20 protein-coding genes are annotated in these 20,305 nt (G+C 68.8%); 12 read left to right on the top strand and 8 right to left on the bottom strand.

What is annotated here, in order from left to right; all coding sequences use genetic code 11:
• The first annotated feature begins 41 nt into the window (after nucleotides 1-41).
• Nucleotides 42-1,208 (top strand): N-acetylglucosamine-6-phosphate deacetylase, encoded by a 1,167-nt coding sequence (locus NJ1_RS11210; protein ID WP_067691468.1) that lies wholly within the window; start codon nucleotides 42-44, stop codon nucleotides 1,206-1,208.
• Nucleotides 1,196-1,978: a glucosamine-6-phosphate deaminase gene (gene nagB / locus NJ1_RS11205; RefSeq protein WP_067691466.1), complete on the top strand. Its 783-nt coding sequence runs from the start codon at nucleotides 1,196-1,198 to the stop codon at nucleotides 1,976-1,978. The genes NJ1_RS11210 and nagB overlap by 13 nt, the downstream gene beginning before the upstream one ends.
• A 106-nt stretch (nucleotides 1,979-2,084) precedes the next feature.
• Here nagB and NJ1_RS11200 read toward each other — a convergent pair whose 3' ends face one another.
• A complete protein-coding gene (locus NJ1_RS11200; RefSeq protein WP_067691463.1) occupies nucleotides 2,085-3,011 on the bottom strand; it encodes a helix-turn-helix domain-containing protein in 927 nt (308 codons plus the stop codon).
• A 38-nt stretch (nucleotides 3,012-3,049) separates the two neighbouring features.
• On the opposite strand from NJ1_RS11200, the gene NJ1_RS11195 reads away from it, so the two are divergent.
• A complete protein-coding gene (locus tag NJ1_RS11195) occupies nucleotides 3,050-3,415 on the top strand; it encodes a DUF4345 family protein (protein ID WP_084477976.1) in 366 nt (121 codons plus the stop codon).
• A gap of 74 nt (nucleotides 3,416-3,489) precedes the next feature.
• Here the strand turns inward: NJ1_RS11195 and NJ1_RS11190 are convergent, their stop codons facing one another.
• Nucleotides 3,490-5,547 carry an NAD(+) synthase gene (locus tag NJ1_RS11190; RefSeq protein ID WP_245717332.1) on the bottom strand — a complete coding sequence of 686 codons (2,058 nt, stop codon included), beginning with the start codon at nucleotides 5,545-5,547 and terminating at the stop codon, nucleotides 3,490-3,492.
• A gap of 163 nt (nucleotides 5,548-5,710) precedes the next feature.
• Here NJ1_RS11190 and NJ1_RS11185 point away from each other — a divergent pair, with 163 nt between their 5' ends.
• Complete coding sequence (locus NJ1_RS11185; protein ID WP_067691460.1) at nucleotides 5,711-6,586, top strand: class I SAM-dependent methyltransferase; 876 nt, start codon at nucleotides 5,711-5,713, stop codon at nucleotides 6,584-6,586.
• A gap of 48 nt (nucleotides 6,587-6,634) precedes the next feature.
• On the opposite strand, the gene NJ1_RS11180 is transcribed toward NJ1_RS11185, so the two are convergent.
• The gene (locus NJ1_RS11180; RefSeq protein ID WP_157573898.1) at nucleotides 6,635-7,609 is read right to left on the bottom strand and encodes a COX15/CtaA family protein; all 975 of its coding nucleotides are present in this window, start codon (nucleotides 7,607-7,609) and stop codon (nucleotides 6,635-6,637) included.
• 236 nt (nucleotides 7,610-7,845) lie between these two features.
• On the opposite strand from NJ1_RS11180, the gene NJ1_RS11175 reads away from it, so the two are divergent.
• Nucleotides 7,846-8,310, top strand: a complete 465-nt coding sequence (locus NJ1_RS11175) for a DUF6194 family protein (RefSeq protein ID WP_067691457.1) — start codon at nucleotides 7,846-7,848, stop codon at nucleotides 8,308-8,310.
• Nucleotides 8,311-8,331: 21 nt separating this feature from the next.
• Here NJ1_RS11175 and NJ1_RS11170 read toward each other — a convergent pair whose 3' ends face one another.
• From NJ1_RS11170 to mptB, 4 genes are all read right to left on the bottom strand, one after another.
• On the bottom strand, nucleotides 8,332-8,802 hold the full coding sequence (locus tag NJ1_RS11170; RefSeq protein ID WP_067691454.1) for a nuclear transport factor 2 family protein: 471 nt from the start codon (nucleotides 8,800-8,802) through the stop codon (nucleotides 8,332-8,334).
• A gap of 163 nt (nucleotides 8,803-8,965) precedes the next feature.
• Entirely contained in the window at nucleotides 8,966-9,745 is a 780-nt protein-coding gene (locus tag NJ1_RS11165) for an ABC transporter permease (RefSeq protein ID WP_067691452.1), read from the bottom strand.
• Nucleotides 9,742-10,674 carry an ABC transporter ATP-binding protein gene (locus NJ1_RS11160; protein WP_067691449.1) on the bottom strand — a complete coding sequence of 311 codons (933 nt, stop codon included), beginning with the start codon at nucleotides 10,672-10,674 and terminating at the stop codon, nucleotides 9,742-9,744. The genes NJ1_RS11165 and NJ1_RS11160 overlap by 4 nt, the downstream gene beginning before the upstream one ends.
• Nucleotides 10,671-12,368, bottom strand: coding sequence for a polyprenol phosphomannose-dependent alpha 1,6 mannosyltransferase MptB (mptB, locus tag NJ1_RS11155; protein ID WP_067691446.1), 1,698 nt, complete (start codon nucleotides 12,366-12,368; stop codon nucleotides 10,671-10,673). Before mptB ends, NJ1_RS11160 begins: the two co-directional genes overlap by 4 nt.
• Nucleotides 12,369-12,700: 332 nt before the next feature.
• On the opposite strand from mptB, the gene NJ1_RS11150 reads away from it, so the two are divergent.
• Together NJ1_RS11150 and NJ1_RS11145 are read left to right on the top strand one after the other, a co-directional pair.
• Nucleotides 12,701-13,156 (top strand): DUF5990 family protein, encoded by a 456-nt coding sequence (locus NJ1_RS11150; RefSeq protein ID WP_067691443.1) that lies wholly within the window; start codon nucleotides 12,701-12,703, stop codon nucleotides 13,154-13,156.
• Between the two features lie 59 nt (nucleotides 13,157-13,215).
• Entirely contained in the window at nucleotides 13,216-14,568 is a 1,353-nt protein-coding gene (locus NJ1_RS11145; protein WP_067691440.1) for a TIGR01777 family oxidoreductase, read from the top strand.
• 116 nt (nucleotides 14,569-14,684) lie between these two features.
• Here the strand turns inward: NJ1_RS11145 and NJ1_RS40415 are convergent, their stop codons facing one another.
• Nucleotides 14,685-14,855, bottom strand: a complete 171-nt coding sequence (locus NJ1_RS40415; RefSeq protein WP_245717331.1) for a hypothetical protein — start codon at nucleotides 14,853-14,855, stop codon at nucleotides 14,685-14,687.
• 300 nt (nucleotides 14,856-15,155) lie between these two features.
• Between NJ1_RS40415 and NJ1_RS11135 the strand changes: the two genes are divergently transcribed.
• From NJ1_RS11135 to NJ1_RS11115, 5 genes are all read left to right on the top strand, one after another.
• The gene (locus NJ1_RS11135) at nucleotides 15,156-16,469 is read left to right on the top strand and encodes a helix-turn-helix domain-containing protein (RefSeq protein WP_157573897.1); all 1,314 of its coding nucleotides are present in this window, start codon (nucleotides 15,156-15,158) and stop codon (nucleotides 16,467-16,469) included.
• On the top strand, nucleotides 16,469-17,050 hold the full coding sequence (locus NJ1_RS11130; RefSeq protein ID WP_067691430.1) for a GNAT family N-acetyltransferase: 582 nt from the start codon (nucleotides 16,469-16,471) through the stop codon (nucleotides 17,048-17,050). The genes NJ1_RS11135 and NJ1_RS11130 overlap by 1 nt, the downstream gene beginning before the upstream one ends.
• A gap of 152 nt (nucleotides 17,051-17,202) precedes the next feature.
• Nucleotides 17,203-17,796, top strand: coding sequence for a TetR/AcrR family transcriptional regulator (locus NJ1_RS11125; protein WP_067691427.1), 594 nt, complete (start codon nucleotides 17,203-17,205; stop codon nucleotides 17,794-17,796).
• A gap of 124 nt (nucleotides 17,797-17,920) precedes the next feature.
• The gene (locus tag NJ1_RS11120) at nucleotides 17,921-19,663 is read left to right on the top strand and encodes a pyruvate dehydrogenase (RefSeq protein ID WP_067691424.1); all 1,743 of its coding nucleotides are present in this window, start codon (nucleotides 17,921-17,923) and stop codon (nucleotides 19,661-19,663) included.
• An 18-nt stretch (nucleotides 19,664-19,681) separates the two neighbouring features.
• Nucleotides 19,682-20,254 carry a peptide deformylase gene (locus tag NJ1_RS11115; RefSeq protein WP_067691421.1) on the top strand — a complete coding sequence of 191 codons (573 nt, stop codon included), beginning with the start codon at nucleotides 19,682-19,684 and terminating at the stop codon, nucleotides 20,252-20,254.
• Nucleotides 20,255-20,305: the final 51 nt, after the last annotated feature.

Below are 20,305 nucleotides of genomic sequence, written 5' to 3'. Positions count from 1 at the left end.
CCGGATTCGAGCGCGGCGCTGGGGTCGCGGGTGGACCTGTCTTGAGGACGACGCTGCGCGGCCGGGTCGTCACTCTCACCGAGGCGGGCGAACTGGCCGACGGAGTGGTGTCGTTCCACGGGCCGCGACTCGACTACGTCGGCCCGGCAACGAGTTTCGACGGTGAGCTGCCGGAGCTTCCGGAACGCCCACCCGTGATCCTGCCCGGCTTGATCGACGTGCACTGCCACGGCGGCGGGGGATTCGGCTTCCCGGAGACCGACGCCGAGGGCGTCCTCGCGGCGGCGAGCTTTCATCGCGGGCGCGGCACCACCACCCTGGTGGCTTCGCTGGTGTCGGCGACCGAGGCCGAATTGCGCGAGCGCATGGACGTTCTCGCACCGGCGGTCGATTCCGGGCTGCTGGCCGGCATCCACCTCGAGGGCCCGTTCATCAGCGAACATCGGTGCGGCGCACACGATCCCGAGCGCATCCTGCCCGGTGATCCGGCCATGCTCGAGCGGCTCCTCGACTACGCGGACGGCCGCGTCGTCTCGGTGACGGTCGCCCCGGAGATCGACGGGTTCGATGCCGTCGCCGATGTCCTGGCCGAGGCGAATGTGGTGCTGTCGCTGGGGCATACGGTCGCGGACTACGACCGGGCGGTGCATGCCATGGCGCGCGGCCGGCGGGTGTCCATCACCCACCTGTTCAATGCCATGCCCGCACTCGCGCACCGCGACGCCAATTTCCTCACCGCGGCCATGGCGGCCGCCGGACGCGGCGACGTGGTGGCCGAGGTCATCGGGGACGGCGTGCACCTCGCGGACGGTGTGGTGCGCATGGTGTTCGACACCCTCGGCCCCGAGAACCTCGCGCTCATCACCGATGCCATGGCCGCGGCCGGACAGCCCGACGGCCGCTACCAGCTCGGTAGCCTGGATGTCGTGGTGCGGGACGGTGTCTCGCGCCTCTACGACCCGAACGGCGAGGGCGCCATCGCGGGCGGCACCTCATCGGCGTCGGACGTCCTGCGGCACACCGTCTTCGCCTCCGGTGTGGACCTCACCGCGGCGGCCACCGCGGCCGCCGCCACCCCCGCCCGCCTGCTCGGGCTCACCGACCGCGTCGGCGCGCTCCAGCCCGGCATGCAGGCGGATCTGCTCGTGACCGACCACCACCTGAACCCTCTGACCGTGTACAAGGATGGAACGCAATGGAACTCGTGATCACCGAGAGCGCGGCCGACGCCGGGGTACTGGCGGGCCGCATCATGGCCGACCATGTCCGCCGGGGCGCCCGCGCCATCGGTCTGGCCACCGGTTCCTCCCCGCTCGGGGCCTATCGCGAACTCATCCGCCAGCATCGCGACGAGGGCCTGAGCTTCGCCGCGGTGCGGACTTTCAACCTCGACGAGTACATCGGGCTGCCGCCGGCCCATCCCCAGTCCTACAGCCGGTTCATCCGCGACGAGTTCACCTCCCACGTCGACCTGCTCGACGCGAACGTCCACGGTCCCGACGGCAATGCCGCCGATATCCCCGCCGCCGCAGCCGAATACGAGCGCGCCATCGCCGACAGCGGCCCCATCGCGGTTCAGATCCTCGGTATCGGGGCCAACGGCCACCTGGGCTTCAACGAACCCGGTTCTTCGCTGCGCTCGCGCACCCGCGTCAAAACCCTCACTCCCACCACCCGTGAGGACAATGCCCGCTTCTTCGACGACGACCTCTCCCAGGTCCCCACCCACGTCATCACCCAGGGTCTGGGAACCATCGGCGACGCCGAGCATCTCGTCATGATCGCCACCGGATCCGGCAAGGCCGACGCCGTCGCCGCGGCGGTCGAGGGCCCGGTCTCGGCCTTCTGTCCCGCCTCCATCCTCCAGATGCACCCGCACGTCACGGTGCTCGTCGACCCGGACGCCGCCGCCGGCCTCCAAGCCGTCGACTACTACCGCTTCGCGGTCGCGAACAAACCCAGCTGGCAGAGCTTCTGAGCCGAAGACACGACTCCGGCCGAGTTCCCGGGCGTCGAGCACCTCGTCGTTCGCGGAGCGGAAGCAGGTCGGGGAACCGGTCTCCGGCAGCTCGGGTGAAACAGGCTCAGCGCCCTCCTGCGGACGCTGCGACCGCGCGGCCGCCGTACTGCTCGCCGATTCGCACGCGGATTCCCGCCTCCCGCAGACGGGTCGCCGACAGCCCGAACGTGGTGCGGAACCGGTCGGCAAGGTGAGAGGGGCTCGCGAACCCGGATTCGACCGCGGCGGTGGTGAGATCCCGCCCCTCGCCGATCAACGTCGCCGCGTGCATCATCCTGACCCACAATCGATAGCGCCGCAGGCTCGTCCCCGCCTCCTGCCGAAACAGGTGCAGGAAGCGGGATTCCGACAGCCCGACCCGCATCGCCAGCTCGCGAGCGGACAGTGATCCGGCCGGATCCCCGAGCATCCATCGCGTCACATCGGCTATGCGGGAATCGATTCCGCGCCGGTCTGCCGGTGCGGCCAGATCGATCCAGTCACTCGCGGCCGCCGAGAATTCGGAGGATCGATCGATCTCGGCTGCTGTCGTGCGCGCGGCACGGACCGCATCGTCCCCGCGGGCCGTGCGCTCACCGAACGACGGTGCGTCATCGAGGGACTCGACGTCCAGCAGCGCGTTGCCGCGCACCCGCAGGGTCTCCTCGGCGGTGTGCAGCCAGCGTACCGGCCCCTGGTTGTCGGTCATGAGGTCGCCGGCAGCCGATGCCCGGCGCGAGGCCGGGTCCAGATAGCAGAAGATCATCCGGCCACCGGCGCTGATCAGCTGATGCGTGGTGCGCGGGGGAATCAGGGCGGTATGACCGGTGAAGGAGCCGACCCCGGCGACCCGCACCGTGAAGGGCTCGTCCACGCCGACCGCCAGGCACCACACGGACCCGGAATGGGGTCCGAGATCGAGCGATCGTCCGGCGTAGAGTGCGTGCCCGGGCGATAGCCAGACGGTGGGGTAGCAGGTTCGTGGAAGCGCCGATACCGGTTCCTCGGCCACGCTGACCTCCTCGTTCGAATCGACCAGGAGGCAACCCGTTGGCCACTGTCACATCCGTCATCGTCGCCGTGTTCTTTCTCGGCATGGGCGTGTACGCACTCGCATCGCCTGCCGCGATCATGGCACCGTTCGGCATCGGGATGGAAGATCCTCGGGCCAGGTACGAGGTCCGGGCCGTGTACGGCGGGTTCGGCATCGCCATGGCCGGGATCCTCGCGATCGCCGCCACGCACGACGGTGAACTGCGCAGCGGGATCATGGCGACCGTCGGGGTCGCCCTGGGCGGCATGGCGGCGGGCCGGGCCGTCGCGGCGGTGCTCGACCAGCGCGTCGGCTGGTACCCCAACTGGTTCTACTTCGTCGTGGAGGCTGTCGCGGCGGCCGCGCTGCTGCTGACGATGTGACCGAGACGGCCCGGCGGCGAGGGGGTGCGCCGGGCCGAGTCTCGGGGCCCTGCTGACGAGCTGTGCCCGGGCGACTACCGATCCGGGACGTTGCGCTCGAGATCCGCGAGCCACGCCGCGGCCGAGGCGTCGCTGGGTGCACGCCAGTCGCCGCGTGGAGACAGCGAGCCACCGGACCCGACCTTCGGCGCATTGGGCAGCGTCGAGCGCTTGAACTGGCTGGTCTGGATGAACCGGCGCAGGAACACCGCCATCCACCGCTTGATCGCGGGCAGATCGTATTCGTTGCGCTGATCGGCCGACACCAGATCCGGCCACTGCCCCCGGGTGCGATCCCCCCAGGCGTGCTGCGCGAGAAACGCTGTGCGACTGGGTCGTTCGCCGAATCGCAGCAGGTGATACAGATGAAAGTCCTGCAGTTCGTAGGGTCCGATGGTGGCCTCGGAACTCTGCGCGGGCGCGTCGCCGTCGCCGGGAACCAGCTCGGGGGAGATCTCGGTCGCCAGCACCGAGCGCAGCACCTCGCTCGCGTCCGCGCCCAGATTCTCGGTCTCGATACTCCAGGCGACCAGGTATTTGATCAGCGTCTTGGGCACCGAGGCGTTCACGCTGTAGTGCGCCATGTGATCGCCCACGCCGAAAGTGCACCAGCCCAGGGCGAGTTCGCTGAGATCGCCCGTTCCGAGCACCAGTGCGTCGTGCATGTTCGCCAGCCGGAACAGATGCGAGGTGCGCTCCCCGGCCTGCACGTTCTCGTACGTGACGTCGTACTGCGGAACACCTTCCGCGGCTGGGTGTTTCAGATCTCGCAGCATCTGAGTGGCCGAGGGCCGAATATCGATCTCGTGCGCGCTCGCGCCGACCGCTCGCATCAGCCGGCGAGCGTCCTCGAGCGTGCGCGAGCTGGTCGCGAACCCGGGCATGGTGTACGCCAGCACATTCGAGCGCGGCAGCCCGAGTCGATCCATGGTCTTGGCCGCCACGATCAGCGCCACCGTCGAGTCCAGCCCGCCGGACACCCCGATCACCACCCGCTGCGAACCGGCGGCGGTCAAGCGCGTGCTGAGCCCTTCGACCTGGATCCGGTGCACCTCCGCGCACCGCTCGTTGCGACTGCGCGGGTCGGCGGGAACATAGGGGAAGCGCGGGATCTCACGTCGCAGCGGCACCACGCCGCCGGGCACCGGCGCCTCGAGCTCGATCCGCCGGAACCGTGCGAGCCGGTCCCGGAAGTCGTGCACGGTATCGGCGAAGCTCGTGGTCCGCAGCCGATCCGCGGCCAGCCGGCGCAGGTCGATATCGGCGGTGATCAATTGCGCGTGTTCGGCGAACCGCTCACCCTCGGCGAGCAGATCGCCGTTCTCGCAGACCAGCGCCTGCCCGTCCCAGGCCATATCCGTGGTGGACTCGCCGTGTCCCGCAGCCGAATACAGATACGCGGCCAGATACCGCGCCGAGTGCGACGTGCACAGATCGCGCCGATAGTCGGCCTTCCCGACGACGATATTGCTCGCCGACAGATTCACCAGCACCGTCGCACCGGCCAGTGCCGCGAACCCGCTGGGCGGCAGGGGGACCCACCCGTCCTCGCAGATCTCCAGGTGAAAGACGAACTCGTCGAGATTCGTCGCCGTGAACAGCAGATCCGCACCGAACGGCACCCGCTGTCCCGCGATCGCCACGTGATCGTCCAACGCCTCCCGCGCCGCGGCGAACTGGCGCTTCTCGTAGAACTCCCGGTAGTTGGGCAGATAACTCTTCGGCGCGGCCCCGAGCACCCGCCCCTGATGAATCACGATCCCGCAGTTGAACAATCGCCCCTGGGCGCGAACCGGAGCGCCCACCACCAGGATCGTCTCGAGCTCGACGCTCTCGGCGACGATCCGCTCGAGCGCCTCGCGCACCGCCGCGTCCAGCGCGTCCTGCTGGAACAGATCATCGGCGGTGTAGCTCGAGAGTCCGAGCTCGGGGAACACCGTCAGCGCCACGCCGTCCGCCGCTGCCCGCCGCGCCAGAATCAGCGTCTGCTCGGCATTGAACTCCGGATCCGCCACGCGCACCGGCGGCACCGCCACCGCGACCCGGGTGAATCCGTGCCGATACAGCGATCCGAACGGCAATTCCTGCGGCACAGCCGACCCCTTCCACCGAGGTGATCATGGTCGTTCGCAATCTACGACACCACCGGCAACCGGGCGGACCCGGCCACGCCGGGCGCGCCCGGACCGATCCGCCACGTGTGATCTCGAGGCGCAGATCCAGCATGTTGATCACGAGTTGCCGATAATGACCCATATGGCCGAGCGAAAAGCAAGTCGGACAGCGGTGCTGGTATGCCAGGGCCGGGCGGCGGCGAACGAACGCCTGGCGGTGGGGCGGTTCTCCGATCGGGTGGCGGTGCACCTGCTGACCGCCGCCGAGCGCGTGCCGGTGGAGCACGTGCGCGCCGCGCGCAAGCCCTCGGGATTCGGCGAACAGCTGGAATACGAATTGCTCACCGCGACATCGGAAGTGATGGCCACCCGCACCGTCATGATCGACGACGCGGTCCGCGACGCGGCCCACCCTCAGCTGGTCATCCTGGGCGCGGGTCTCGATGCCCGCGCCTGGCGCATGCCCGAACTCTCCGGCACCGCGGTCTTCGAGGTGGACCATCCCGCCTCCCAGCAGGAGAAACGCGAGCGCTTGACCAATCTCGCGCCCAAGGCCGCATCGGTCCGCTTCGTCCCGGTCGACTTCGCGGTGGACTCCCTGGCAGAGGCTCTCGCCGAGGCGGGTCACGACCCGGACCACCCCACCACCTGGATCTGGGAGGGCGTCGTGCCCTACCTGACCCCCGAGGAGGTCGCCGACACCGTCTCGAAGGTCGCGCGGCTCTCGGCGCCGGGCAGCCGCCTCGTCATCACCTATGGAACCCCTTCCCGCACAGCCAGTCTCGGGAGAAAGACCGTCGAGGCCCTACTAGCCCTGGCTCGGCATCCCAATCCGATGGCCGCCGAGCCGAACCGCTCGACCTGGCGACCCGCGCAGTGGCAGGCTCTGCTGTCGGGCAACGGCTTCGGTATCACCGACGACCGCGATCTGCTCACCGTCGCTCGCGACCTGGAGGTCCCCAGCTCCCAGGGCAAATCCCTCGCCGTCGGACGGGTCCTGGTCGCCGATCGCGACTGACCCCGATGTTCCGCCGAGCCGGCTCGTTCACCGGCAGTCGGGGCGCGGCTACGCGGGTTGGCCGACCGGCTCGTCCACGGTCGCGGGGACCGGTTCTCGGGTGCGCAACGAGGCCCACAGGGCAGCGGTGGCGGCGGTGCAGGCGGCAGCGCCACCGACGTGCACCGCGACGAGCGCGCCGGGCACATCGGTGAAGTACTGGACCAGGCCGACCAGAGCCTGGCTGCAGACCAGGGCGATGAGCACGATCACGCGGGCGCGGATGGCGCGGTTCATGCCGACGGCGGCCAGCCCGCAGGCCAGGCCGACCAGCAGTGCCAGGTAGGCGACCAGCAATTCGGCGTGCAGGTGGACCAGGGTGACGATCTCGACCTGCAGGCGCTCGACCGGCTTCTCGATGCTCTTGTCACCCGCGTGCGGACCGGCTCCGGTGACGAGGGTGCCCGCGATCAGCGTGCCCATGAGGGCGACAGCGCTCAGGATGGTCAGCAGCCGTAGGGGTTTGGGCACCTGAACGGTGTCGACGCCGTCGTCGGGCTCGCTGATCTTCGCGTACATCAGCACGGCCAGCCAGACCATCACCATCGAGGCGAGCAGGTGCACCGCGACGGTCCACCACAGCAGGCCGCTGCGCACGGTGATGCCGCCGATGACGGCCTGCACCACGGTGCCGCCGGGCATCAGCCAGGCGTAGAGGAGCACCTGGCGTCGCCGCCGTGCCCGGGTCACCGCGAGCACGATCGCCGCAGCGGCCAGGGTGACCACGAATGTCAGCATGCGATTGCTGAACTCGACGATCTGATGCAGCACCGGCACCTCGGCCACGGCCGTCGGCACGAAGCTGCCGGGGAAGCACTGCGGCCAGGTGGGGCAGCCGAGGCCCGAGGCGGTGACCCGCACGACGGCACCCGTGACCGAGATGCCGGCCTGGGTCAGAATCACCACGAATGCGATCAGTCGCTGCACCCGCAGTGAAGGCATCGGGAACAGATCGGCAAGTCGCTGGAAGGCGCGAGACAGCACGCACAGATGGTAGCGGGAGGGTATTCCGCCCGATGAACCGCCCTACTACAAAGCGTCGTGGGCGACTTCGGCTTTCGATGCGGCGGCACCGGTGCCGCGGCGCGCGGGGCCGGGGATTCGGTGTCCGCGCCCGGCGTCACCCGAGCTCGGAAACACTGATTTGAGAGTTTCCACGGATTCTCCCGCGATCTCGCGGGGAAAAGCTTCATGGGTGCTTCAATGACACGCTTGAACCCATGAGTATCGACGAGATCATCGAGTACATCGAGACGATGGGCGCAGTTCTGACCCTGCGGCCGGGCCCCGAGGACGGCTCGCCCGAGATCGCCTGGGGTGACGTCTTCTTCTACTACGCCCCGGACGGGCGGGTTCCCACCGCGACACAGCCCTTCGCGACGATCGTCACCAAGGACTACCCCGACGACACGACCTCACGCCTGGACCGTCCCGGTGCCTTCCGCCTGAACGTCAGTGCCGGAACGGAGGCCTACACACGGTGGATCGGGCACTCGCCCCGAGACGCCGCCGACCAGGACGCGAGTGTCGCGGACGTCCTGCTCCCGCACCCGGTCTATCGCAGCGCCGCCTGGCTCTCGGTGGTGAACCCGGCCGCCCGAACCGACTCCCCGATCAGGCAACTTCTGGGCGAGGCTCACGCCCGCGCCCGGCGGCGCTACGACCGCCGGGTCGAATCGCACTGAGACGCAAGTGATTCCGTTGCCCTAGACCAGTCCGGTGGCGTCGAAGACCCACGACATGTCCGCCGTCGCGAAGTCCGTGAGCCAGGACGCGGGCGCATGGGCCGATAGTGCGCTCATATCCCAGTAGTCCTTCCAGAGCGTGATCTTCCCGTCCCGGACCCGGTGGACGGTCACGAACTTCAGAACGGCGGATTCGCCGCTGTCCCAATGCCATTCCTCGTGATGCTCGTACATCACATCGGCGCCGTTGTCGAGAATCAGCCCGTCGAAATTCTGGTAGGAGGCCAGCGGCCCCAACCCGATGCGCAACCGCTTGACGATGTCCTCGGGTCCGCGTGCCGCGGCCGCCGGTCCCACCGGCATATCGAGATAGATGCAGTCCTGCGCCAGGTAGTCCCCGACCGAATCCCAGTCCCGCCGCGACAGTGCCCGCCACATGCCGAGTACCGGTTCGATGACCGGGTTGTCCTGTATTTCCTGATCGGCAACCATCGACGATCACACCCTTCCAGGCGGAGGAGACCCGCTCAGCCACCACGGCCGGTGGCGGACGCGATCTCGACCTCGACCCTCCAGAGACCACGGCGCCGCCCCTGCCCGGAACGATCAGTCCCGAAGGGCGGCACTCGCTCTCCGGCCGTGTGGCGGCGTGGCGTCAGTCGAATCGGAAGAAGCGCGTCGCCAGGTACCCGCTGACGCTCGCCCACGCCCCCAGCACCGCGATGCCGTACCAGTCGATGCTGGTGCGCAGCGCCTGGTCGAGACATTCGGCCAGCGCGCCGGAGGGAATGACGCGGGCGATGATGTCGACCGCGCCGGGCAGGTCGTCCACCATGACGAGACTGGCGGTGCCGAGCATGACGAACCACAGGATATTGGCCAGCGCCAGCACGATCTCGGCTTTGAGTGTGCCGCCGAGCAACAGGCCGAGCGCACCGAAAGTGACTGTGCCCAGCGCGATCACGAGCGCGCCGAGCGCGAGCCCGGTGAGCGAGGGTCGCCAGCCGAGCGCGAATCCGATGCCGCCCAGCAGGATCGACTGCAGCGCCACCACGATCAGCACCGCCGTGCATTTGCCCGCGACGATGCCCCAGCGGGGGAGCGGTGTCGCACCGAGGCGCTTCAGAGCTCCGTAGCGACGATCGAATCCGACGGCGATGGCCTGGCCGGTGAACGCGGTGGACATGACCGCCACCATCATCACCGCCGGAACCACGCGATCCACGCGATGGTCGCCGAGCCCGGTGATCGGCAGCAGGGTGAGCCCGATCAGCAGCGTGATCGGAATGAACATGGTCAGCAGCAGCTGTTCCCCGTTGCGCAGCAACAGGATCAGCTCGAGCCGGGTCTGCGCGGTCAGCATCCTGGCCCGGGTGGTGGGCTTCGGCGCGGGCGTGAAGGTGCCGGGCGCGAAACGGTTGGCGGTCTCGGTCATCCCCGAAGCTCCTTGCCGGTCAGTTCGAGGAAGACGTCTTCCAGCCGGCGCTGGTCGATGCGAATATCACTGGGCAGCACGTCGATTCGCGCGCACCAGGAGGCGACGGTGGAGAGCACCTGCGGTGTGATGTCACCCTGCAGCAGGTAGGAGCCGGGCGTGGTCTCGGTGGGGCTGAACCCTTCCGGCAGAGCTGCTTCCAGCAGCGTCAGATCGAGATTCGGTGGCGCGGTGAAGTTCAGCCGGCCCTCGGCGCCGTGCGAGGTGACCTCGGTGGGCGTGCCCTGTGCGACGATCCGCCCGTGGTCGATGATGACCAGCTGATCCGCGAGCTGCTCGGCCTCGTCCATCAGATGCGTGGTCAGCAGCACGCTGACCCCGTCGCGCCGCAGGGCGTCGATGAGTTCCCACACCAGATGCCGCGCCTGCGCGTCCAATCCGGCGGTCGGCTCGTCCAGGAACACGATCTCCGGCCGCCCGACCAGCGCGCACGCCAGCGCGAGCCGCTGCTGCTGCCCGCCCGAGAGCCGTCGATACGGGGTGCGGCGCGCTTCGCGCAGACCGAGCGTGTCCAGCAGCCAGTTCGGATCGATCGGATCCGCGGAGTAGGAGGCGACCAGATCCAGCATCTCCCCGGCCCGCGACCCCGGATACGCGCCGCCGCCCTGCAGCATGACGCCGATCCGCGCGCGCAACTGCTCGGAGTCCGCGATCGGATCCAGGCCCAGCACCCGCACGGTTCCGGCATCGGGGGTGACGAAGCCCTCGCACATCTCGGTGGTGGTGGTCTTGCCCGCGCCGTTGGGTCCGAGCAGCGCGAGCACCTGCGCGCGCTCGAGTTCGAAACTGATGCCGTCGACCGCGGTGATGTCGCCGTACCGTTTCACGACGCCATCGACGTGTACGGCGGGTCCGGAAGCTGCGGTCACGAAGAGACACCGTAAGGCGTGGGCTGCTGTGACCGAGCCGACACCCCCGGCTGATTGCGCCACGGCAGCACATTGCGGGTCAGGAAAATCAACAGCACCGCGACGATGACGACCGCGATCGCCGACTCCACGATCTGGAACACGTAGAAGTCCGCGCCGCGCGGCATCAGGATCACGCTCACCACCGCCGAGAACGCCACCGCGGGCACCCGGAACGCGGGCCGGTTCGCCCATGCCGCCAGCGGCACGATGGCCCACAGCAGATACCAGGGCTGCACCACCGGGAACAGCAGCACGATCGCGCCGAGCGACACGCCCATCGCGCCGATCGGATGCAGGCGTCCGGTCCAGGCGGCGACCAGCATGCGCAGCGTCACGAATCCCGCGATGGTGGCGGCGATCGGGCGGGTGATGCCCAGCAGTGCGGTGGTGTGATCGCCCAGGCCCAGCAGCACACCGCCGAATCCGGCGATGATGCCGAGCGCGGTCGGCACCGACATCCAGCTGCGCACCGTGGTGGCCGCGCCGAGGGTGTCGGTCCAGCCGAAGCCGAGCCCGCTGGCGGTGCTCACGAACAGGGTGGTGACCGCCGCTATCGCCCCGAGCATCGCGCCCGCGAGCAGGACGGTCCGCAATCCACCGCCCCAGCGTTTGGCCAGGCCCATGGTCACGAAGCCGAGCGCGATGATCGAGGTGATCTTGATAGATGAGGACAGCGTGATCACGACCGTGCCGAAAACCAACAGCGCCCAGGCTTTCCGATCGAACGACAGCGTCCCGTCGACCCGCGGGGCCTCGATCGCCCGCATGCAGAATTCCAGTCCCGCCAGCATGAGCCCGAGCATGAGCGCGTCATTGTGCACGCCGCCGACCAGGTGGAACAGCACCAGCGGATTGGCCGCGCCCAGCCACAGCGCGCTCACCGGGGCCACGCCGCAGCGCACCGACAGTCGCGGCAGCGCCCAGACGATCAGGGCCACGCCGGCCAGCGCCAGCAGCCGGTGCATCCATACCCCGGCGATGATGTTGTCGCCGGTCAGTTCCGCGATGCCGCGGCCCATCCAGAGAAACAGCGGACCATAGGGGGCGGGCGTCTCGCGCCAGATGTTCGGCACGTTGTTGGTCAGCACATTGTTGAGCCCGAGACCGTCGGCCGGGCCGACCGCGTACGGATCCAGGCCGCGCGCGGCGATCTCACTCTGCGCCAGATACGAATACACGTCGTTGCTGAACATCGGCGGCGCGACGCTGAGCGGAATGATCCACAGCAGCAGCGTGCGATCGAGCTGCGAGCGCGTCAGCCGGTGTCGCGGATTGCCGCCCCATCCGCCGATCGCGAACCGCCCCAGCAGCAGCCACGCCATCACCACCAGAACGGTGCCGATCATGCACATGGCCAGCGTCGAGGTGTGCGCGCGAGCGAAGAAACCCAGCACCCGCATTCCGGAGGTCGGATTCTGATGCACCGGCTGCGCGCCGACTCCGAGCGCCGCGATCGCCATGATCACCGCGCCGGTCGCGCCCAGCAGCCGGATCCGCATCAGCTGCAGGGTTTCTCGCCGATCCAGTCCCGGCACATCGGTTTCGGTGCTGTGCAGGACGGCGATCGTGTGGTCCGCGGCAGGCACGTCCAGTCCGAGTGCCCGGCGTCCGATCTCGATTACTCGGCGCCGCGCGCCCGCCACTACCGCCACGTTCGCAGAGCCTAGTCGGGCGTGGACCCCTCGACTCGGAGCGCATGGCTGATTCCGGCGGATTGCGTATCCCCCGCGACAGGGGGCTTCCGTCGAGTACGGCATACCCGCAGTACACAGCCGTGCGGTGGAGGTGGACGGCCGTGCGTCGGCGCAGGTGGACGGCTGCGCGTCGGCGCGGGGGACGGTGGTGCGGTGTAGAGGAGTACACCGCCGTGCGGCTGTGCGCGGCAGGGCGGGTCGGTCGGCCTCTGTTCACAGCCTCTGTTCACAGCCTCTGTTCACAGCCTCTGTTCACGACGATCGTCTCGCGTTCGTGCGAGCATGGCAGGGTGCTGCTCCGCATCGAAGGCCGTCACCTCCCCGGCCTGAATTGCCCGCCGTCGCCGACCTTCCCCGGCTACTCGAACATCCACATCGCCGTGCAACGCAAGGATCGCCCGCAGGAGCTGCTCGATCTGCAACCCGGTGACGCTCCGCAGGTGAGCTGGACGCTGGAAGCCGAACCCGCGGATACGTCCGCCGGAATCGTGCTGCGTGGGCCGTACATCCAATCCCGGGGCGGGCCGTTCGTCTATCTGAACTGGGGCGAACTCGCCGCCGACACCACGTTCACCATGTTCCGCCGCGCCAAACTGTGGCTGGACGCGATCGAGCCGGCGACGATGGCGGCGGCCCTGGACGTGGGCACCTTGATCGCCCGGCTCGACCTGACCGACGCCGAAGGCGAGCCGGTATGCGCCAGTGTCCGCCCGCCCCGCCTGGAGCTGAGCGTTCCGCAGTCCTGAGGGAGGCGAATGCCGCGTCGCCGCACCCGAATCGCTTCGCCGTCGTTACAGTCGGAGAGATGGGCCTGGAGTATTCGAGTGTCGTAGCCGCTCCTCGACAGGAAGTCTTCGATTGGTTCGCGCGGCCCGGTGCGTTCGCGCGCCTGACGCCGCCGTGGCAACCGGTCCGGCTCGCCGCCGAGGCGGAGTCGCTGGCGGACGGCACCGCCGTGCTCGAGCTGCCGGGTGGCTTGCGGTGGGTCGCGGAACACGAGTCCGGATCGTTCGCGCCGCCGAGCCGCTTCGTGGACCGGATCGGCGGCGGTGGCGGCCTGGCCGCACTGCCGGTGCGAACCCTGGTGCGCTGGCGGCACATTCACGATTTCGAGGCGGTCGACGCCACCCACACCGAGGTCATCGACAAGGTCGACACGATGGTCCCGGCCGCCCTGCTGCGGCCGATGTTCGAATACCGGCACCGTCAGCTCGCCGACGATCTGCGCGCGCACCGGCTCGCTGCCGCAGCGGGATTCGGCCCCGTGACCATCGCGATCACCGGGGCTTCCGGCCTGGTGGGGTCGGCGCTGACGGCATTGCTGACCACCGGCGGCCATCGCGTGATCAAGCTGGTGCGGCACACGCCCGCGGACGACACCGAACGCCGATGGGATCCCGTCGATCCCGATCCCGCCCTGCTCGACGGCGTCGACGCCGTGATCCATCTGGCGGGCGAGTCGATCGCGGGCCGCTTCACCGATGATCACCGTCGAGCCGTCCGGGAGAGCCGCATCGGCCCGACCCGCAGGCTGGCCCAGCTCATCGCCGCCGATCCGGCCCGGCAGCGAACTCTGGTGTGCGCCTCCGCGATCGGCTACTACGGCCCCGACCGTGCCGACGAGCTGCTCACCGAGGACAGCGATCGTGGCGACGGCTTCCTCGCCGACGTGGTCGCCGACTGGGAAGCCGCCACCGCACCCGCCGCCGAGGCCGGAGCCCGGGTCGTGAATGTCCGCACCGGACTCGTGCAATCCCCGCGCGGCGGCACCCTGCGCCTGATGCGCCCGCTGTTCACGGCCGGACTCGGCGGCAAACTCGGCAGCGGCGAGCAATGGCAATCCTGGATCGGGATAGACGATCTGATCGACATCTACCACCGCGCGCTGTGGGATCGATCCCTGTCCGGACCGATCAACGCCGTGGCCCCGAATCCGGTGACCAACGCCGACTACACCCGGGTGCTCGCGCATGTGCTGCACCGCCCGGCCGTACTTCCGGTGCCGAGCTTCGGCCCACGCCTGCTGCTCGGCGCGCAGGGCGTGCGGGAATTGGCTCTGGCCAGTCAGCGTGTCGACCCCGCCGTCCTGGCCGAAGCCGGACATCGCTTCCGATTCCCGGACCTGGAAGGGGCCCTGCGTCACATCCTGGGCCGCTGAGAATCGTTGCCCGGCACGCGGTGTCGCCCGCGTCGCGATATCGCCGCCCGACGGTCCCGGACGCGCAGCCGTCATGCCGCCCGGGCCACGCGGTCGTGGCCCGGGCGGCTTCTCCGCTAACGCTGACCGAGACCGGAGATCCGGCCGCTTCCGATCCGCGCGAAGGTGCTCTCCGGGCTGACCGTGACGATGTCGGCCCGTCGTACCAATTCCGATGGCACGCTGTTGCTCTGGAAGTGGGCGGTGCTCGGCACCACGACCGCGTCGATCGCGAGTCGGTTCACCATCACCAATAATCGGTGCTCCGGGCGGTCGGTATGCGGCCCGAAAACCACCGTCTTGCGTAACTCGTATCCCAAACGTGCCGCGAGACTTCGAATCTGAGCCTCGTCCCAGGCTTGCCGGGTCCCTGATATGTCGTGGCGGAGGTATCCGATAGCACTCGGTCTCGTCGTCATCCCGCCCCCTTTCTGCTCTCGGTTAGAGCGTGGCTAATCCGTACTCGCGAACCCAGCCACGAAACCGCAACAGAGGTAATACGCTTCCGATACGCAGCGTTGCAGCAGGGACCGGGGATAGCGATGATCGTGAGCAAATGGACTGGGAAGGAAGTCCGTGCGTTGCGCACCGCGGCTTTGCGGATGACTCAGGAGTCCTTCGCCGAGGCTGTCGGATTCGTCGCACCCACCGTCCGCAAATGGGAGCGGGCCACCGTGACCCGCCCCGTCGCCGGTGGATCGGCCGCAGCGCTGGACACCATGCTGACCCGGCTGAACGAGCCTGAGCGAGAACGCTTCCGGACCGCGCTCGATGCGACGGCGACCTCGGCCGAGCCGGCCCCCGCCCCGGCCCTCCCGGGCGCATCCCCGCTCGGTGTCCACCCGTGGGAAGTCGAAGACGACGTGAACCGGAGAGATTTCGCGATTCTGCTGGGCTCGGCGCTCCTGGCCCCGGCGCTGGTGACCGATACGGCGCACCTCGGGGTGAGCGATGCGAATCGTCTGGCCGCCGGCGTGATCGAACTCGCGCGGCAGGAACAGCGCGTCGGCGGCGCGACCCTCGTGCAGATCGCCATCGCCACCCTCGAACGCGCGAAAACCCTGCTCAATACCTGTGCTTTCGACGAACGCTCCGGCCAGGCGTTCATGAGCGCCGCCGGAAATCTCGCGGTGCTGGCCGGCTGGGTCGCCTACGACGCCGACAAGCACGAGCTCGCCCGCCACTGCTACGCCGACGCGTTCGCACTCGCCAATCAGGCCGACGACACCGCACTGACCGTGCACGCCTGCGTGAACGCGGCCCTGCAGTACGCCTCGCTCGGCCGCAAGGGTCTGGCCAATCCGCATATGGCACTGGTCATGACGTCCCGGGCGCGCGACCTCGTGCGCGGCGCCCCGCCGGGGCGTATCCACGCCCTGATCGCCACCCGTGAGGCGCAGGCGTACGGAGTGCTCGGCGATCGCGCCGGATTCCGCCGCGCGATCGCCACCGCGTGGCGTGAACTGGACTTCGCCGCTGCGAGCGAACCACTCGAATCCTGTCCGCAGTGGCTGGGATTCGTCACCCCGACCGAGGTGCGCTTCCACGAGGCGCTGGGTTTCGGCGACCTCGGTGAGCACTCGACCGCGGTCGCACTGGCCGCGCAGGTCGCCACCGAGCAGTCCGGCGCGCGCAATGCGGCGAACTACCGAGCCTGGTGGGCCACCGCCCTCGCGCGACTCGGCGATCTGCCGACCGCCACCGCGGAGGGCTTGGCCGTGCTGGCCGAGTTGGAGTCGCATTCCATCGCCTCGCCGCGCACCCTGCGCGTGCTGTTGCCCGTTCGCCACGCCGTCGGCGACGAAGCAGGTGATTTCGCAACCAGGTACGACGGCATTGCTCGACAGAAAGTCAGTGCGTGATGACCGCTAGCGATCTGCCCGAAAAACTGGAGTTCCACCGCTATTCGGCGCTCGAGGCGCGCCTGCTGCGTGGCGAGGTGGAGGCCGTGTTCCGCAGCTCCTATGCCGAGGCCATCGCCTCGGGGGAGCCCTTCGAATCGCCCGTCGCCTTCATGGCCAGGTTCGAGGCCTACACCTCCGTGAACCGGAGCGCGGGTTTCGAACTGGTGATGGCCCGCCTCGACGGTGAGCCGCTGGGCCAGACGTGGGGGTGGCCGCTACCGCCGAACGCGTCCTGGTGGAACCGATTCCAGCTCGACGAGGGCGATCTGTCGGCGTTCGTCGCCGAGAACGGCTCGCGCACTTTCGCACTCAGCGAGGTGATGGTGACTCTCGCGTTCACCGGCCGCGGACTGGCTCGCGCACTGCACGATACGATCCTCGGCGGCCGGACCGAGGAGCGCGCGACGCTCCTGGTGAACCCGGCCAACGAGCGCGCCTACCGGGCCTATCGGAACTGGGGCTGGCAGCGCGCGGGCACCCTGCGCCCGTCCTGGGAGGACGCCCCGCGCTTCGACGTCCTGATGCGTGACCTACGCTGACCGCCGCTGCCCGAGCGCAAGACGCTGTCCGCCACGGGCATTGACGGCAGCGGCTGCGAGTGTGCATACCGTGCAATGGTTTCGAACCTCGCATCCTCGATTCACAGCCGATTCGGCGCGCTGTTGTCGGACCCTGCTCATACGCTTGAGAGATGGTTTCGGAGTCCAAGCGGCGAATCGAGGTGGCCGCGGCCGGGCTGCTGGCCCGGCACGGCTACCACGGCTTCGGCCTGAAGAAGCTCAGCGAGGCGGCGGGTCTGCCGTACGGGTCGATCTATCACCACTTCCCCGGAGGCAAGGAGGAGATCGCCGTGTCGGCCATCACCGGCACCGGAGTCCTGGTGGGGCACATGATTCGTCAGGCTCCGGGGGACGTGTTCGGCACGGCCGCAGACCTGTTCGACTTCATGGCCGCGAAACTCGCCGAGTCCGACTGGGTGGAGGGCTGCCCGGTGGGAACGCCCGCCCTCGACGGCGGCAGCGACGTCGATCAGGTGCGCACCGCGTGCGTCTCTGCATTCGATGCAATGACAAGGGGTTTCGCGGAGCTGCTCGCCGAAATCGGTCTGCCGCCGGGGGAGTCGCACGAGCTGGCCACCACGGTGGTCGCGGCATACGAGGGCGCGACTGTGCTGGCGCGGGTGCGCCGCTCCGACGAACCGCTGCACACCGTCTCGGCCGCCATGGCCCGCCTGATCCGAATGAGCCTGGCCGGGGTCGCGGATCTCGAAGTGAATTCTCCCTAGGGACGCGGCAGACCGCCGACAAACTCGCAGCTATCGGCTACAGTCCGAACGTGGCCCCGTGGCCACGATCTTCCGCAGTACGCATGCTCGATTCCGCAGTCCGCAGGTGCTGGAACGGAGAGACATGGGCCGGAACTCGGTGGCCAGCCAACTGGTCGAGGTACTCGTCGCTGCCGGAGTGGAGCGGGTGTACGGCCTGGTCGGAGACAGTCTCAATCCGTTCGTCGACGCATTGCGGCGCACCGGCGGCATCGAGTGGGTGCACTGCCACAACGAGGAGAGCGCCGCCTTCGCCGCGGGAGCGGAATCGCTTCTGACGGGCAAACTCGCGGTCTGCGCCGCCAGCTGCGGCCCCGGCAACACCCATCTGATCCAGGGCCTTTTCGACGCTCACCGCAACGGCGCTTCGGTGCTGGCTATCGCCTCGCACATTCCCAGCCGGGAGATCGGCACCGGGTTCTTCCAGGAGACGCATCCGGAGCGACTGTTCGTCGAATGCAGTCACTTCTGCGAACTGATCAGCACGCCCGAGCAGATGCCCAGGCTGGCCTACATCGCCATGCAGACCGCACTGGGCGCACGCGGCGTCTCGGTGCTGGTGCTGCCGGGCGACGTGCTGCACGAGGACGCCGAAAACCGCGGCTGGCGTTCGGATCTGGTGGCCGGGTCCGCGACCGCGGTTCCACCCGCACCGCAGGTGGACCGGCTCGCCGAGGCGATCAACGACGCCGAGACGGTGACCCTGTTCGCCGGTGCGGGCGTGCGCGGCGCCCACCTCGAGGTCATGGAACTCGCCGCCAAACTCCACGCCCCGGTCGGGCACGCGCTCGGCGGCAAGGAGTGGATCCAGTTCGACAATCCGTACGACGTCGGCATGAGCGGGCTGCTGGGCTACGGCGCGGCCTACGAGGCGATGAACGAGGCCGACCTGCTGATCATGCTCGGCACCGACTTCCCGTACGACACCTTCCTGCCCCGGAACGGGCGCATCGCGCAGATCGATCGCGACCCCTCGCGCATCGGCCGCCGCGCGGCCATCGACATCGCGGTGCACGGTGACGTCGCCGCGACCATCGCCGATCTGCTTCCGCTGGTGCAGCAGAAGCCGAATCGCGCGTTCCTGGACGACATGCTGCGCCGGCACCTGTCCTCGCTGGAGAACGTGGTGGACGCCTACACCCACGACATCGACCACCACACTCCCATCCATCCGGAGTACGTCGCGGCCGTGCTGGACGAGATCGCCGCGGACGACGCCGTCTTCACCGTCGACACCGGCATGTGCAACGTCTGGGCGGCGCGCTATCTGAGCCCCAACGGCCGCCGCCGCATCATCGGCTCGTGGCGGCACGGCACCATGGCCAACGCGCTGCCGCACGCCATCGGCGCGCAGTCCGCTTTCCCCGGCCGCCAAGTGATTTCGCTGTCCGGTGACGGCGGTCTGGCCATGCTCATGGGCGAGCTCCTGACCGTGTGGCGGCATCGTCTTCCGGTCAAGATCGTGGTGTTCAACAATTCCTCGCTCGGCATGGTGAAACTCGAGATGCTCGTGGACGGCCTGCCCGACTACGGCACCGACCACGAGCCGGTGAACTACGCCGATATCGCCGCGGCCGTTGGCATCGCCTCGTTCCGGGTCACCGATCCCACGAAAGTCCGTGCGGCGCTGAGCGATGCGTTCGCCGAGCCCGGCCCCGCCCTGATCGACGTCGTCACCGATCCCAACGCCCTGTCCCTGCCGCCCAAGCTCGACGCCAGTCAGGTCAAGGGCTTCGCGCTGGCGGCGGGCAAGATCGTCCTGGCCGGCGGGGTGGGCCGCATGGTCGACCTGGCTCGCGCCAACCTCCGCAATATCCCGCGCCCCTGATTCCCTATCGTGTGACGAATGGCTGTCCGACCCATCCTCATCGCCGGTGACCCCCGGCTGAACACCCCGGCCGTCCCCGTCACCGAATTCGACGCCGAATTGGCCGCGTTCGTGCAGGAGCTGTTCGAGACCAATACCGCAGCCCGCGGGGCCGGGCTCGCGGCGAATCAGATCGGTGATCCGCGCGCGGTGTTCGTCTACGACCTGAGCTCCGATGGCACCCGGCACCGCGGCTATGTGGTCAATCCGGTGCTCGAGACCTCCGAGGTGCCCGAGACCATGCCCGACCCGGACTCCGATATGGAGGGCTGCCTGTCGGTGCCGGGGGAGTGGTATCCCACCGGCCGCGCGGACTGGGCCAAGGTCACCGGCGTGGACGTCGAGGGCAAGCCGATCGAGGTCGAGGGCACCGGTTATCTGAGCCGCTGCCTGCAGCACGAGACCGACCATCTGGCCGGTCATCTCTATCTGCACCGCCTGATCGGCCGCAACCAGCGAGCGGCCCGCAAAATGATCAAATCCAACGGCTGGACCGAACCGGGACGATCCTGGCTCCCCGGACAGGACGCCGACCCGTTCCACGACGAGTAGAGATCGGTCCACTGAACGCGTCGAATCGCGCTTTTCGGTACCCGTCGCTTG

Source organism: Nocardia jejuensis NBRC 103114, from assembly GCF_001613145.1.
GTDB classification, from domain to species: Bacteria; Actinomycetota; Actinomycetes; order Mycobacteriales; family Mycobacteriaceae; genus Nocardia; species Nocardia jejuensis.
This window is presented reverse-complemented; position numbering and strand designations above follow the sequence as displayed.

What these genes read in the sequence shown, in the direction of transcription:
- nagB (WP_067691466.1), top strand. Translation starts at nt 1,196, where the DNA reads ATGGAACTCGTGATCACCGAGAGCGCGGCCGACGCCGGGGTACTGGCG.
- NJ1_RS11185 (WP_067691460.1), top strand. Translation starts at nt 5,711, where the DNA reads ATGGCCGAGCGAAAAGCAAGTCGGACAGCGGTGCTGGTATGCCAGGGC.
- NJ1_RS11175 (WP_067691457.1), top strand. Translation starts at nt 7,846, where the DNA reads ATGAGTATCGACGAGATCATCGAGTACATCGAGACGATGGGCGCAGTT.
- NJ1_RS11170 (WP_067691454.1), bottom strand. Translation starts at nt 8,802, where the DNA reads ATGGTTGCCGATCAGGAAATACAGGACAACCCGGTCATCGAACCGGTA.
- NJ1_RS11165 (WP_067691452.1), bottom strand. Translation starts at nt 9,745, where the DNA reads ATGACCGAGACCGCCAACCGTTTCGCGCCCGGCACCTTCACGCCCGCG.
- NJ1_RS11145 (WP_067691440.1), top strand. Translation starts at nt 13,216, where the DNA reads ATGGGCCTGGAGTATTCGAGTGTCGTAGCCGCTCCTCGACAGGAAGTC.
- NJ1_RS40415 (WP_245717331.1), bottom strand. Translation starts at nt 14,855, where the DNA reads ATGGTGAACCGACTCGCGATCGACGCGGTCGTGGTGCCGAGCACCGCC.
- NJ1_RS11130 (WP_067691430.1), top strand. Translation starts at nt 16,469, where the DNA reads ATGACCGCTAGCGATCTGCCCGAAAAACTGGAGTTCCACCGCTATTCG.
- NJ1_RS11125 (WP_067691427.1), top strand. Translation starts at nt 17,203, where the DNA reads ATGGTTTCGGAGTCCAAGCGGCGAATCGAGGTGGCCGCGGCCGGGCTG.
- NJ1_RS11120 (WP_067691424.1), top strand. Translation starts at nt 17,921, where the DNA reads ATGGGCCGGAACTCGGTGGCCAGCCAACTGGTCGAGGTACTCGTCGCT.
- NJ1_RS11115 (WP_067691421.1), top strand. Translation starts at nt 19,682, where the DNA reads ATGGCTGTCCGACCCATCCTCATCGCCGGTGACCCCCGGCTGAACACC.